Origin of the sequence: Streptomyces sp. NBC_00376 (assembly GCF_036077095.1) — a bacterium.
In the GTDB taxonomy this organism is placed as follows: domain Bacteria; phylum Actinomycetota; class Actinomycetes; order Streptomycetales; family Streptomycetaceae; genus Streptomyces.
Map to the genome: position 1 here is coordinate 71,901 of NZ_CP107960.1, position 13,794 is coordinate 85,694.

Below are 13,794 nucleotides of genomic sequence, written 5' to 3' on the forward strand. Positions count from 1 at the left end.
CCATGCTCAGCTCACCGACCAGAGCGCTCAGCCCCGCCAGGTGAAGTGCTCACTCGCCAGATGAAGTACCGAGTCACAACTGGTGACAGTCGAATACGCGAGCCCACCAGTATCAAACCCGGCATCGTGGCCCGTACAAGATTGCCAGCACCCGGCACCATGGTCGGCTACTCCCTCCTGTCATCATGACCACGGCGCAGGAGCGGTGGCGCCGTGATCCGCATGAAGGCATCTACGCCATTTGCCTTCCGCCGGTGCTGCGCCCCCTCGCTCCAATGTGCGCAAGCATGCCGGGCGCAAGACGCGCTCGCCTGAGACAGGAGCCGTAATGGCGCTGAAGATACGCAGACCGAAGACCGCTGCCATGGCGCTCGCCGCCACCATGGCCGCGGTCTCGTTGGGCACCGCCCTTCCCTCGGCCGCCGCCGGGTACACCGCGTCGGCTGGACCGTGGAGCACAGCCGACACCCTGACCGGAGCGGACGGCCAGCAGACTCTCATCGATGTCCAGGTGGCCGGTAACGGTGCCGCGTTCGCGCTGTGGCGGGAAAAGGCCGCCGGGGCCACCGGTTGGGACTTCCGAACCGCTGTCCGGCCGGCCGGCAGCGCGACGTGGAGTGCGTCGCACTCCCTGGCGACCGGACGTGACAAGAATTCCGCAGCCGTCCTTGCCGTGAGCGCCAACGGGCGGGCCGTGGTGACCTGGCTGGACGGCAGTGGTGCAGACGGTTCGCTGGTCGCCCTGGCCGCCAACTGGAACCCGGCCACGGCAGCCTGGTCTGCCCCGGCCACACTCGCTGCCTGGGGCGGCCTGGACATGTCCACGCCCCGCCTGGCCGCGGCGGCCGACGGCACCTTCACCGCCGCATGGGACCAGGGTGACGGGTACCGCAACTACGATGTGAGGACTGCCGCCCTTGCCCCCGGCGACCGGGCGTGGTCCGCACCTCGGACACTGGCCTCCACCACTACCGGAGCCATCTGGAGCATCGACCTCGCGGTGGCCCCCGGCGGCGCCGCCACCGCGGTCTGGGATGAACTCAACCGCTTCACCGACGAGCACACGGTTTTCACTGCCACCCGTACCTCGGCCCAGCCCGGCTGGAGCAGCGCCACCGTGCTGCCCGGCACCGACGCCACGTCCAGCAACGTACAGGCGACGATGGATGCCAAGAACGCCACCACCGTGCTGTGGCGCACCGGCGCCAGCGACCTGAAATCCGCCACCCGTACCACTCCTTCGGGCAGCTGGGGTGCCGCTCAGACCGCCGTTTCCGCCATCGACTACAGCGACGGAAGCGAACCGCTGGCCGCGCCCAACGGTGACGTCACCTACGTGTGGACGGGCTGGAGCCGCACTGCCGGTACCCCCGTCGTGCAGACCGTGACCCGCACCGCGAGCACCGGGACCTGGTCCGCGCCGAAGACGCTGTCCACCGGCTACGTCAACTGGCAGGTGGACGCCTCCATCGGCGCTGACGGAACCGTGCAGGTCGTGTGGCCGCAGGTGCCGAGCATCGACAACGGCAACGACAACTACCTTGAGTGGGCAGTGCGCGCCAACGGCACCTGGAGCAAGGCCACCGCTCTGAACAGCACACCCGTCGCCGCCGTCCCCAACACCGACGCCCTCGCCGGCGAGGTGGCTGCCGGACCGGACGGCCGGGCCACGGTGCTGTGGCGCAAGGCCGAGTACACCGGCAGCGGGGGCTACACCTCCCAGGTGTGGTCCCAGTCGCAGACCCTGCTGTTCAAGCCACAGATCACCACTTACGCTGCGGTGAGCGGAACGGCCCGAACCGGCTCCACCCTCGCCTGCTCCGCCGCCTGGAACGGCACCAACACCAAGGCCACCTGGTCCTGGCTGCGCGACGGCGCGGTCATCTCCGGCGCCACCGCCAAGACCCGCGCCCTCACCTCTGCCGACTACGCCCACAAGGTTTCCTGCCAGGTCAAGGTCAGCAACGGCGCGGGCTCCGTCGCTTCCACCTCACCTGCGCTGAAGGTCGCGGTCGGCCCCGCCCTGAAGGCCACCACCGCGCCGACGGTCTCCGGCTCCGTCAAGGTCGGCCACAAGCTGACGGCTGCCCGCGGCACTTGGTCGCCGTCCGCGACTTCCTGCACGTACCAGTGGAAGCGCAACGGCAAGTCCATCAGCGGCGCGACCAAGTCCACCTACGTCCTGGTGAAGGCCGACCGTGGCCGGAAGATCACGGTCAAGATCACTGCCCACCGCAACGGCTGGACCAACGGCACGGCCACCACAAAGCCTGCCACCGTGCGCTGACTCGACGCGGGCCGGTACCACCGGCCCGCGTCTGCCGATCCGGGACCCGGTCGGCTCAGAGGTCGTTTTCGTCCTTCATCCCGAGATGGGATGTTCTGTGGCCTTCTTCGGGTCGCGCCAGGAGATGGTGTTCTCATTGGTGAGGCGGCGGGCCATGAGGTCGGTCATGGCAATGTGGATCACGGCTTCGGAGCGGGCGGGCAGGGTTTCGTAGTCGCGGGCCAGGCGGCGGTGGAGCATGATCCAGCCGTAGGTTCACTCCACCGCCCACCGCTTCGGGATCGGGGTGAAGCCCCTGCTCCCAGGCTTGCGGGCGGTGATCTCCATGTCGATGCCGAGGGTGGCGGCATGCTCGACGAGGTGCTGGCGGTAACCGCCGTCGACCCACACCTTGCGGATGCGCGGATGGTCGGCGGCGACCTGGTCGAGCAGCGCGGTTCCGGCAACAGAGTCCTGCACGCTGGCCGCGGTCACCAGCACGGCGAGGAGAAGGCCGAGCGTGTCGGTGACGATGCTTCGCTTCCTGCCGACGCTCTAGTAGTGCTTGGTCATGTTGGTGCGGGGTCTGGCATGTTGCGGTGACAGGTGGGGCAGGCGCCGGTCCAGATCGCGAGGAGTATCTGCAGCTCGTGGACGACTCGGTAGAGGCTCAGGCCGACGCCGTCTCTTTTGGGGATCGGCTCAGTCGCTGCAGGGTGCAGAAGGCGTGGACGACCGAGACGAGGGTGACGTGGTGGTGCCAGCCTGGCCAGGTTCGGCCTTCGAAGTGGGCCAGGCCCAGGGGGACCTTGACCCCGGATTTTGGACACCGGAGAGACTTGGATCTTGATGGTCCAGGAGAACGGAGTCCCTGTGGGGATGAAGCACTATCCCGCCGATTTCAAGGCGGACGCGGTCACGTTGTACCGGTCGAGGCCGGGAGCGACAATCAAGTCGGTCGCCGCTGATCTCGGGGTGAACACCGAGACGCTGAGGAACTGGATCCGAGCCGCGGACGGGCGCCGGCCCGGCGCTCACTCCGCACCGCCGACCGCTGCCCGAACCGAAGGCAACGACGTTCAGGCGGAGCTGACCGCAGCACGCAAGAGGATCCGCGAACTCGAGGAAGAACGCGACATCCTCCGTAAGGCGGCCCGGTATTTCGCGACGGAGACGCGCTGGTGAACCGCTACCAGTTCGTTGAGGATCACCAGCGCCGTCACGGCGTGAAGCGGCTCTGCGACATCCTCGGCCTGGCCCGCTCGAGCTTCTACTACTGGCGCCGCACCGCAGCCGCAAGAGCGGCCCGGCAGGCCGTCGAGGCCGGGCTCGCGGCCCGAATACGCAAGGTCCACCAGGACTCCAACGGGACCTACGGAGTTCCGAGGATCACCGCCGAGCTCCGTGACGGGGACGGCCCGGCTATCAACCACAAACGCGTCGCGAGGATCATGCGGACCATCGGGCTCGAGGGAGTCCGGTTGCGCCGCCGGCACCGCACCACCGTCGCGGACCAGGCCGCGGCGAAGGCGCCAGATCTGATCGGGCGTGACTTCACCGCGGCTGTGGTGAACACGAAGTACGTCGGGGACATCACATACCTGCCGGTCAGCGGCGCGAAGCCGCTCTACCTCGCAACCGTCATCGACCTCGCCTCACGCCGGCTGGCCGGGTGGGCGATCGCCGACCACATGCGGACCGAGCTCGTCACCGACGCCCTGGCGGCCGCCGAGCGGACCCGCGGGAGCCTGGCAGGAGCGATCACGCACACCGACCACGGCTCGCAATATACGAGTAGGGCCTTCGCCGAGATCTGCAGGTCAGCAGGGGTCCAGCAGAGTATGGGCGCGATCGGGTCCAGCGCGGACAACGCCGCCGCGGAAAGCTTCAACGCAGCCTTCAAGAGAGAAACACTCAAAGGCCGAAAGGCCTGGCCGAGCGAGCGCGAGGCCAGGCTCGACGCCTTCCGCCGGCTGACCCGATACAACACCCGACGCAGGCACTCCCGCCTCGGCCAAAGATCCCCGATCGCCAACGAGAACGGCCTCCAACCCGCAGCAACTACCCTGGCCCAAGCCGCATAGACGTGTTCACAATCCGGGGTCAAGGCCCGTCGACAAACTCCCCCATAGCCCTGAAGGCATGGGTGGATCCCCTTCGCGTTGCATCCCTCCTCCGCCTTGCAGCTGCACGCACCCAGCCCCGCTCCTTCTCCCACCCCCAATTTGCCGGTCGGTCTTACCGCCCATCGGGCCAATACGCGCAACCAGTCGGCATCTCAGGATGTGCAGGATGTCCCTGTGCGGTCGGCTCGGAGCGCGGTGACGACGTTGCCGTCGTTCCGTTTCCCCGAGCCGCCGACCCGAACCGGACGTGCGTGTCTCCACGCATCCGGCTCTCCACGTGTCTTGCCTGCGGTCAGCCGGTTCCGGCTGCCGATTCGATGTTCCACGGAGTCGAGATACGTGCTCCGCGGTAGCGATAGCGTTCGATCACGACGCTGGATGCGCCGAGGAACGCGGTTTCGCCGTCGGCGAACCGCCACACCTGGTCACAGAATCTCTTGAACTGGCTGCTGGGTATGCTGTGTTTCGGACGGAGCCAAATCGCGATGCGGTGCCACGTATGGTTGTCGACCGCGTTGAAGGTCCGCTTCGCCGAGCCGTGGCGGAAGTAACACGCCCACCCTCTCGGCGTCTGATTCAGCCCGGTCAGGAACTGGGTCAGACTCCGGTTCTGGGTGTTTCTGCAGGTCCGCTCCGAGATCCGGTCCTTCATGGCCTGCACGGCCTTCTTGGATCCCCGGTCACCACCGCGGCTTCGTCGGGTTGAAGTCCGAGTGGAACCGGCGCATGTAACCCGTGTCGTCGCGTCCGGTGATGCCCTGCCGAAGGTAGTTCTCATGCAGCCGGGCGAGCGCGTCCCGGTCCAGCCGCACGCCGAGCCCCGGCGACATCGGCACTGGCACGGCGCCGTCGACGAAGGTCAGCGGGCGCTCCACAACGTCGACACCCAGCTGCCACGGCGTATGGGTGTCGGCGGCGTAGGACAGCTGCGGCAGTGCCGCGCCGAGGTGGGTCATCGCGGCAAGGCTGATGCCGAGATGGCTGTTGGAGTGCATCGACAGGCCAAGGCCCCAGGTCTCGCAGATGCCCGCCAGACGCACAGACTGCCGCAGTCCGCCCCAGTAGTGGTGATCGGACAGGATGACCTGAACGGAGCCGCGATCGACGGCCTCGGGAATGTGGTCGAAGGAGACCACACACATGTTGGTGGCCAGCGGCATCCCGGCGGTCTCGGCGACGGCGGCCATGCCGGCCAGGCCCTCGGTCGGATCTTCGAGATATTCCAGCAGGCCCTGTGTCTCGGCGGCGACCCGGCGGGAGGTCTCGACGCTCCACGCGGCGTTGGGATCGATGCGCAGCGGCAGCGCGGGGAACTCCTCGCGCAGCGCGCGAATGGCGTCGAGTTCCTCGTCGGGAGCGAAGACACCGCCCTTCAGCTTGATCGACTGGAAACCGTAGGTCTGCACCATCGTCCGGGCCTGCGCCACGATCCCGTCAGGGTCGAGCGCAGCGCCGTAGGGGTCCGGCGCATCGCCGGGATGCTGCGCCCACTTGTAGAACAGGTACGCCGAGAAGGGAACGGCGTCGCGTACCCGGCCGCCGAGGAGATCGTGGACCGGGCGGCCGATCGCCTGGCCCTGCACGTCGAGGCAGGCGACCTCGAATGCGGAGAAGACCCGCAGCGCCGCCTTCTCCGGGCCCATGCCGCCGGACGGACCGAGTTTCTCCGCGGGCGCGTCAGCCGTGCCGAGCAGCGCATCCACCACGGACTTGATGTATTCGGTCCGGAACGGGTCCAGCCCGATCAGCAGCGGTGCCACTGTACGCAGCACCGCCAGGTGCGTGGCGTCGCCGTAGGTCTCGCCGAGCCCGACGAGTCCGTCGCCGCAGTCGACTTCGATGATCGCCCGCAACGCCCACGGCTCGTGGCAGCCCACGGCGTTGAGCAACGGCGGGTCAGGGAATGCGATGGGCGTGATGCGGATGTCGGTGATCGTGGCGCGCCCTGACGGGCTCTGCAGCTCCACGTGGTCCTTCCCCGTACGAGAATCGGTCGTCATGCCCGGGACTCCTCCAGTCGACGGAGTGCCGCGCGTCCGCGGTCCACGAGGGTCGTGAGTTGGGCGACGTGTTCCGGTGTGGCCTCCACCAGCGGCGGGCGGACGGGGCCGACGGCCAGTCCGGCCAGCTGCGCACCGGCCTTGACCAGCGAAACAGCGTAGCCCGGCACGCGGTCGCGCAACGCAACGAAGGGCAGGTAGAACTCGGTCAGCAGTGTTCGCTGCGCCTCCTCGTCGTCGCCGCGCAGAGCCCGGTGGAACGCGGTGGCGATGTCGGGGGCAAAACAGTGCACCGCCGAGGAATAGCTCTCCACGCCGATCGCGGCGTAAGCCCGAGCGCTGAGCTCCGCGGTCGGCAGCCCGTTGACGAATCCGAAGTCGGCAGCGCGGGGGTGTCCGCTGCTACGTACGGCGGTGACCAGGCGCAGCATGGCGTCGACGTCGCCGCAGCCGTCCTTGATGCCCGCTACGGTCGGGATGTCGAGCAGTTCCACTGCGGTTCCCGGATCGAGGACCGCGTTGGCCCGCTGGTAGACGGTGATCGGCAGCGGTGTGGCCTCGGCGACGTAGCGAATATGGCGCACCAGCCCCTGCGGGGTGGACGTCAGCAGGTAGGGGGGCAGCAACAGCAGTCCGTCGGCGCCGCATTCCTGCGCGGCCAGCGCGAACTCCCGCGCGATCCGCGGGCCTCCGCCCGCCCCGGCAAACACCGGGAGACGTCCGGCGGCCTGCTTCACCGCGGTGGACACGACCTGCCGGTACTCGTCGAGCCCGAGCGCGGGGAACTCGCCGGTGCCGCATGCCACGAACAGCCCGCTGGGTCCGGCGGCGATCTGTGCCTCGACGTGGGAGGCGAAGACGTCCAGGTCGACCTCGTCGGCGTCGTCGAAGGGAGTCAGGGGGAAGGAGAGCAGTCCCGAGAGCCGCGTTGTTCGTTCATCGCATTTCACGGTATTCATGGATGAATCTCCACTTCAAGGGTTGCCTCGGCCGAGCCGGTGCTCGACTGACTGTCAAGAACGGATGGCTGTTATAGATGGATGGCTGTCACGAGCGGACGGCTGTCACCAGGTTCGCCCCAGCGGGAGGGCACACCATGTGCCCCCGAGCCGGGCTGCGATCGGGTCGGCGGGGTCCGGCGCTCCGCACCGGCCGATGACCTCGGGCGCGAACTGCTCGGCGTCGTCGAGCGGGTGGTAGCCGATCGCCTCACCTTCGGCCAGGCTCACCCAGCCCCGGGTGTTGCGGCTGACTCCCCAGACGATCCGGTAGCCGGGTTCGCGGCAGCTCAAGCAGGCTTCGACGAGGCGGTGCCCGTCGGCCGGTGACAGCCAGGTGGACAGCCCGCGCATCCCGTTCGGCATCGGGAACCAGCTTCCGATGCGCAGACAGATGATGTCCATGCCGAAGCGGTCGTGGTACAGCCGTCCGGCGGACTCGATCGCGGCCTTGCTCCAGCCGTAGAGGGTGTCCGGGCGGGCCGGCGCGTTCGCGGCGACCGGAGTGCCGTCGTACTGATGGAAGCCGACGGCATGTGTCGAGGAGGCGAGGACGACCCGGGGCACACCGGCCAGCCGGGCCGCTTCCAGGAGGTTCAGTGTGCCGCGCACGTTGCGGTCCAGTACGTCGTCCAGGCTGGACTCGACGCTCTGGCCGCCGAGATGGACGATCGCGCTGATGCCCCGGCACGCCTCCAGCAGGGCCTCGGCGTCGGTGAGGGAGGCGATCACGGTCTCCTCCGCTCCGCTCCCTTCGACGGCGGGCGGCGTGGTGATGTCGAGAAGCCGCAGCGTGCGGCCCTCCCGTGCCGCCAGCGGCCGCAGTTGGGTGCCGACCCTGCCCGCGGCGCCCGTGAGCAGGATCCGGGTGGTGTCGACGGAGCCGGTGACGTGCGCGCCTTGCCGGGTCATGCAGAACCTCCGGTGTCGTTCGATGCGTGACTGAGCGGCGTCCGTGGCCGGCAGTGGCCCGACTTCCGTGGCGGCGACCAGGTGACCGAGCCGTAGCCGGGCCACCTCAGTCAGCCCTGGGAGGGGCCGTACAGGTAGCCACCGGCGAGCGCGTCGCCCGCGCCCACCGTTCGACGTACGCCGATAGCGCCCCGTACCGTCCACCGCGGACATTGGTGAACACTGCCGCAGTACGGATCGCGCCGCCTACCGCGTGCGAGCCGGCGGGCTACTCGTCGCGCTGCGCCAGCCGCGCCGCGCCGATCGCGTGCAGGCGGAAGGCCCGTGCGGCGTCGTCCTCCCGGCCGCCCACCAGCATGTCGAGCAGGCGCGCGTGTTCGTTGACCAGCTTGTCGCGGCTGCCGGTGTAGAACGGGTCGGAGACCACGCGCAGGGCCCAGAGGCTGGGCTCCATCACCTCCCACAACCGCGGGAGCAGGTGGTTGCCACTGGCCTGGCAGACGAGGCGGTGGAAAGTCATGTCGCTGTCGCGGAAGCTGATCGGGTCGTCCTGCCGGGCCGCCCGCCGCATGTCGTCGATCACGGCGTTCAGCTGGTCGACGTAACCCTCGGCGCGGCGCTGGGCGGCGGATCGGGCGGCGAACTCCTCGAGCTGACCGCGCAGCTCCCGTGCCTGCTCGGCCTGCTCGGTCGAGATGTGGGCGACCCGGCTGCCCAGCCGCGGCACGTGAGTGACCAGGCTCTCGTAGACCAGCCGCTTGACGGCCTCGCGCACCGGGGCCTGGCTGATGCCCAGGCGTTTGGCGATGTCGGATTCGACGATCCGCTGATCCGGCACCATCTCGCCGCTCAGGATGGCCGAGCGCAACAGCCGGTATACCCGGTCGGACAGCAGCCCGCCGGAAGCCATGCCCCTGTTCTGTTCGAGCAAATCGTTCAGGCCGGTCATCAGTGCTCCCCCTGCCGCGTCATCATCCCATTATCGATAGCGGTGTCCGCCAGATCGAGTCCGTAGGCCCCGATGGCCGTACCGCCCCACACCGTGGTGGCTTCGTCCGCGGTCAACTCACCCAGCACACGCGCCGTGGCCCCGACCACGTCCTCGTACGGCGACCACTGTGTGCTGACCGGCCAGTCGGACCCGAACGTCAGCCGACGCGGCCCGAACACGTCGAGCAGCACCCGCGCCACGGCGTCCAGCCGCACTCCGCCCGGTTCGGCGGTGGCCTTGCCGAGTCCGGACAACTTGCACACCACGTTGGGCAGTCGGCCCAGTGGCGTCAGCTGCGCGGCCCATTCGCTGAGGCCTTCGCGCCGCACGTCGACGGCCGAGATGGCTGCGTGGTCGACGACGAACCGCACCTGCGGCAGGTCCCTGGCCGCTGCGTATGCCTCACGCAGAGTCCCGTGCCCCAGCAGCAGGTCCATGGCCAGGCCCCGCTCGCCGAGAGCCGCGAGTGAGCGCCGCACCTGGGGCAGCCCGAGGCGGGCGCCTTCGCCTGCCCCGACCGGGTCACGGACCCCGACCAGCGCCGAACCCCCGTCCTCCGCGCGGAGTGCGTCGATCGTGTCCACCGCGGCCGGGTCGGCGAGATCCGCGTGGACGACGACGCCGGCGATTCGTGGGGACCGCGCTGCCAGGCCCAGCAGCCAACGGGCCTCGTCCACGGTCCGCCCGGCCTGCACGACAACAGCCGTCACCGACCCGGAGGCCGCGGTGAGGTCGTCGAGAAGGAAGGGGCGATGCAGTTCGCCTGCGGACCGCAGCCACGCATGGTCGTGCAGGCCGGGGTCCCACAGGTGGACGTGTGCGTCGATGACGGTCACGGCGTCGGCACCTCCTCCGGTAGCAGTCCCGCTGCGCGCAGCTCCGCCCACAGGTCGGCGGGGACGGTGGTCTGCGCCATGGCGAGGTTCTCCCGCACTTCATCGGCCGTTCTGGCTCCGACGACCAGAGCGGACACGGCAGGATGCCCCCACGCGAACCGCAGGGCCGCCGCCTTCATCGGCACCCCGTGGCGAGCACAGATCTCCGCGATGGCCAGTGCGACGGCAACCTGGTGCGGCTCGGCTGTCCGGTAGTCGTACCTCGCGCCGGGTCGGGGATCGGCCAGCAGGCCGGAGTTGTACACCCCGCCCAGGATGACCCCGACACCGCGGGCCTCGCACTCAGGCAGCAGGCCCGTCAGAGCTTCCTGGTCGAGGAGTGTGTACCGGCCGGCCAGCAGCACGCAGTCCACGTCGACTTGCGCGACGATCCGCTCCAGCATGCTGCTCTGGTTCATGCCCGCGCCCACCGCCGACACCACGCCCTGCTCCCGCAGGTCGACCAGGGCGCGGAAGGCCCCCGCGAGGGCCTCCTGCTCATGGTGGTCGGGGTCGTGGACATGCGCGATGTCCACCCGGTCCAGGCCGAGCCGGGTCAGGCTCTGCTCCAGGCACCGCATGGTGCCGTCATAGGAGAAGTCCGGCTCGGCCCCGTCGTCGGTGAGGAGGTATCCGACCTTGGTCGCGACGACGACCTCGGACCTGGGTACCCCGGCCAGCACCTGGCCGAGGCGCTGTTCGGACACGCCGTTGCCGTACCGGGGGGCGGTGTCGAACAGGCGCGTCCCGCCCGCCAGCGCGGCACGCACCGTGCCGGTGGCATCCTGCTCCGGAACCGGCTCGTAGAGGTTGCCCAGGGGCGCACAGCCCAGGCCGAGCCTGCCGACCGTGAGACCGGTGCGGCCCAGCACACCCGGGCCCGAGACCTGGTTCATCGCTGGGACGACCTCTGCTGGTCGCGCCACTGCTCGTACTCCGCGCGCGACTCCGATGTCAGCGGGTAGTAGTTGCCGAGCCGGGCGCCCTGGTCGAGACGCATCCGGCTGAACACCTCCCAGTCCTGGTGGTCTCGGGCCGTGGCGACCACCTCCGGCGCGGTCGCCTGAGGGACGACGACGGCGCCGTCGTCGTCGGCGACCACGATGTCGCCGGGCAGGCACAGCACTCCGCCGGCGGCAACCGGCACGTCGTACGCCCAGGGGAACAGCTCCGACTGGGAGGCGTAGTGCGGGGTGGTGCCGGTGCACCAGATCGGCACGCCGAGCTCGCGGACCCGCGGAGCGTCCCGGATCCGGCCGTCGACGACGATCCCGGCGCCGCCCTTGCGCTTGAAGTAGCGGACGAGCATGTCGCCGACGCAGCCGCTGAACGCCGACCCGTACGCCTGGATGACGAGGACGTCGCCGGGCTGTACCGCCTCCAGGACCGCCCACAGGGCGGTTTGGCGTTCGACGGCCTCCTGGGCCAGGCCGCTGGCTATGTCCTCGCGCTGCGGCATGAACTGGAGCGTCAACGCCGACCCGGCGATCTTCTGCCCGGTCGTGAGGGACTGCGGCCCCTCCATCCACGTGCGCCTGATGCCCAGGCCGTGGAGCTTCGCGCACGCGGTGGCGCTGCTCACCTGGCCCATCTGATCCACCAGCTCCGCATCGGCACGCCGGTATGTGTCGCCGCGCACCGGAAGGGGAAACACCGGCTGGGCATGCTCATCGTTCGTCATTCTACTTCTCCTGATATCGGTCGAACGTTGGGTGGCTCGGGATGAACTGACGGCGCCTCACCTGCATGGTCAGATCGAGCCGGGTCCCGGGCGGCAGAATCACCAGCAGGTGGTTGTCGTGCACGTCGATGCGCCGGGTACTGGTCGTGAACTCGTCGGCCCGGTAGGCACGGTTCGGGCCGGGATAGCCGTCGTCGAGCTGGTCCACCACGACATGGTCGATGCCGTCCTCGGCGAACGCGCCGGCCTGTACGACCACGCGCCGCTCGCGCGTATTGCTCAGGTTGACCAACTGGACGCCGACCCGGGTCTCGTCGAGCTCCTCGACGAGGGCGGCGACGTCGGCCGGCAGGCCGGGACGGCCGCGGCCGGCGTCCCAGTAGCGCACCCGCGTCTGCTGGAGCCCCCCGTTGTAGGGGGCGGCGGGCGCGCCGGTGGTCAGCTGCACCAGGATCTCGGTCACCACGGGATTGAGCCGCTGCCACCAGTGGATGTCATCGGTGCGGACCGACGACGCATCCGCGTGGACGAGTGCCATCCTGCGGGCGACCTGCCCCAGCGCCATGCTGAGGGCGCGGGCCGGGTAGTCGGGGTTGCGGCCGTCGAGGTAGGCGAGCCACGGCGCCTCGTGTCCGGCCTCCTCCTTGTCGCGGAAGGCATGGACGGTCGTCCAGTCGTAGCCGCATTCGCGCTCCACGCGGTCGAGCCGCTGCCGGTCCTGCGGGTCGCTGGAGCACCACCAGATCCAGGCCGGGAAGGCGATCTGCAGGGGTTGGTGGTCGAACCAGCCGTGCACGCCCTTCCGGTAGGGCACCAGTTGCAGGTCGCCGTCGGCATCAGGCCCGAGGCGCTGGAGCCAGGTCGAGGCCATGCTGGATTCCCCGTCACGAACCGGCCCGCGCGTCGCCTCTTCCAGCACCCGGTCCAGCGGGGCGCGGGCCAGGTCGAACCACGCGTCGTCGCCGGTGACCAGCGCGGCGTTCATGGCCGCGACGACTGCGACCGCGCCGACGCTGTGCAGACCGTGCGGCCAGGTCCAGCCGTACGAGCCGCCGTACCAGCGGCCGTCGTGCAGCTCACCGACCTCCCCGGAGGGTCCCACGTTGTCGGGGATTACACCGCCCGCGGCGGCGGCCCGGTCCCGCCAGGCCTGCACGTAGTCGACGAGCCAGTCGCGGTACCGGTCCTCGCCCGTGTACAGCCACGCGTTGGCGATCAGCGAGGTGGAAGCGAGGTTCACCGCGACGTCGCCGTCGCCGAGCCGCCGGTTCATCGCCTCGCCCATACGCCGCGCGTTGGCGGGGTCGGCCAGGTCGTCCCAGGTGTCGATGCCGGGCAGGTCCTCCAGGGGCAGGCCGTACGGCTTCATGTTGGTCAGTTCCGCGCCGAACCCCTGCGCCCATGCCTCGTCCACGCCCCGGCGTGGACCGCCGGCCCCGGTGTGCGGAGCCCGGATGATCCGCCGCGGGCCGTCGACGTTGCCGACGGGCGAGGTGGGCAGGTAGAGCTCGGCGAAGCGCAGCGCCCGCCGGCGGAACGTGTCGTCGGACGGGTCGGCCGCGCAGATCCCGTAGAACATCAGCAGCGACTCGCCCTGGTGGAACCAGTCGTACCCGCGCTCGTACTCGTCGACCAGGAACCCGGCTTCGGAAAGCTGCCGGGTGATGCCGTTCCAGTGCTTCTTGCTGGCGTCGAGCAGGTCGTCCGAACCGCCGAGCATGTAAAGCATCGGCCAGTTGAAGAACGGTTCGTAGAAGTCGTCCGCCCCGTCACGGCCTTCCAGTACCCCGTCGAAGCGCAGCCCGCCCTCGGGGTGGCAGTACCGGTCCTCGAAGACCCGCCATGCCTCGTCCAGTACGGAGAACAACTGCCGTTGCAGTACGGCCCAGGCGGGCGGTTCGCAGGCCGGCACGGACGCCGTCACGCTCACCATGTGCTTGCCCAC

The 13,794-nt window shown here is 69.5% G+C and carries 11 protein-coding genes and 2 pseudogenes; 2 read left to right on the top strand and 11 right to left on the bottom strand.

Annotation, left to right across the window (positions count from 1 at the left end):
- The first annotated feature begins 328 nt into the window (after window positions 1-328).
- Window positions 329-2,287: a hypothetical protein gene (locus OG842_RS00395; RefSeq protein WP_266726510.1), complete on the top strand. Its 1,959-nt coding sequence runs from the start codon at window positions 329-331 to the stop codon at window positions 2,285-2,287.
- A 75-nt stretch (window positions 2,288-2,362) separates the two neighbouring features.
- On the opposite strand, the pseudogene OG842_RS00400 reads toward OG842_RS00395, so the two are convergent.
- Both OG842_RS00400 and OG842_RS00405 read right to left on the bottom strand, forming a co-directional pair.
- A pseudogene (locus OG842_RS00400) lies at window positions 2,363-2,818 on the bottom strand (transposase); the annotation flags it as partial.
- A 118-nt stretch (window positions 2,819-2,936) separates the two neighbouring features.
- Window positions 2,937-3,080, bottom strand: a pseudogene (locus tag OG842_RS00405) (IS701 family transposase); the annotation flags it as partial.
- Between the two features lie 59 nt (window positions 3,081-3,139).
- Between OG842_RS00405 and OG842_RS00410 the strand changes: the two are divergent.
- A protein-coding gene (locus tag OG842_RS00410; protein ID WP_266726512.1) for an IS3 family transposase occupies window positions 3,140-4,350 on the top strand; the annotation gives its coding sequence in 2 pieces (ribosomal slippage) (window positions 3,140-3,431 and window positions 3,431-4,350; 1,212 coding nt in all).
- A 334-nt stretch (window positions 4,351-4,684) separates the two neighbouring features.
- Here the strand turns inward: OG842_RS00410 and OG842_RS00415 are convergent.
- The 9 genes from OG842_RS00415 to OG842_RS00455 all read right to left on the bottom strand — a co-directional run bounded on the left by OG842_RS00415 (window position 4,685) and on the right by OG842_RS00455 (window position 13,794).
- Window positions 4,685-5,044: a group II intron maturase-specific domain-containing protein gene (locus OG842_RS00415; RefSeq protein ID WP_266726514.1), complete on the bottom strand. Its 360-nt coding sequence runs from the start codon at window positions 5,042-5,044 to the stop codon at window positions 4,685-4,687.
- A gap of 28 nt (window positions 5,045-5,072) precedes the next feature.
- Window positions 5,073-6,392 (bottom strand): glucarate dehydratase family protein, encoded by a 1,320-nt coding sequence (locus tag OG842_RS00420; RefSeq protein ID WP_266726516.1) that lies wholly within the window; start codon window positions 6,390-6,392, stop codon window positions 5,073-5,075.
- Window positions 6,389-7,351: a 5-dehydro-4-deoxyglucarate dehydratase gene (locus OG842_RS00425; RefSeq protein WP_266726518.1), complete on the bottom strand. Its 963-nt coding sequence runs from the start codon at window positions 7,349-7,351 to the stop codon at window positions 6,389-6,391. Before OG842_RS00425 ends, OG842_RS00420 begins: the two co-directional genes overlap by 4 nt.
- A 105-nt stretch (window positions 7,352-7,456) precedes the next feature.
- On the bottom strand, window positions 7,457-8,302 hold the full coding sequence (locus OG842_RS00430) for an NAD-dependent epimerase/dehydratase family protein (RefSeq protein WP_266726520.1): 846 nt from the start codon (window positions 8,300-8,302) through the stop codon (window positions 7,457-7,459).
- A 268-nt stretch (window positions 8,303-8,570) separates the two neighbouring features.
- A complete protein-coding gene (locus OG842_RS00435; protein WP_266693432.1) occupies window positions 8,571-9,251 on the bottom strand; it encodes a GntR family transcriptional regulator in 681 nt (226 codons plus the stop codon).
- Window positions 9,251-10,129 (bottom strand): amidohydrolase family protein, encoded by an 879-nt coding sequence (locus tag OG842_RS00440; protein WP_266726522.1) that lies wholly within the window; start codon window positions 10,127-10,129, stop codon window positions 9,251-9,253. Before OG842_RS00440 ends, OG842_RS00435 begins: the two co-directional genes overlap by 1 nt.
- Complete coding sequence (locus tag OG842_RS00445; protein WP_266726524.1) at window positions 10,126-11,064, bottom strand: aldo/keto reductase; 939 nt, start codon at window positions 11,062-11,064, stop codon at window positions 10,126-10,128. The genes OG842_RS00440 and OG842_RS00445 overlap by 4 nt, the downstream gene beginning before the upstream one ends.
- Complete coding sequence (locus OG842_RS00450) at window positions 11,061-11,849, bottom strand: ribonuclease activity regulator RraA (protein WP_266726526.1); 789 nt, start codon at window positions 11,847-11,849, stop codon at window positions 11,061-11,063. The genes OG842_RS00445 and OG842_RS00450 overlap by 4 nt, the downstream gene beginning before the upstream one ends.
- Window position 11,850: 1 nt before the next feature.
- Window positions 11,851-13,794, bottom strand: a complete 1,944-nt coding sequence (locus OG842_RS00455; protein ID WP_266726527.1) for a hypothetical protein — start codon at window positions 13,792-13,794, stop codon at window positions 11,851-11,853.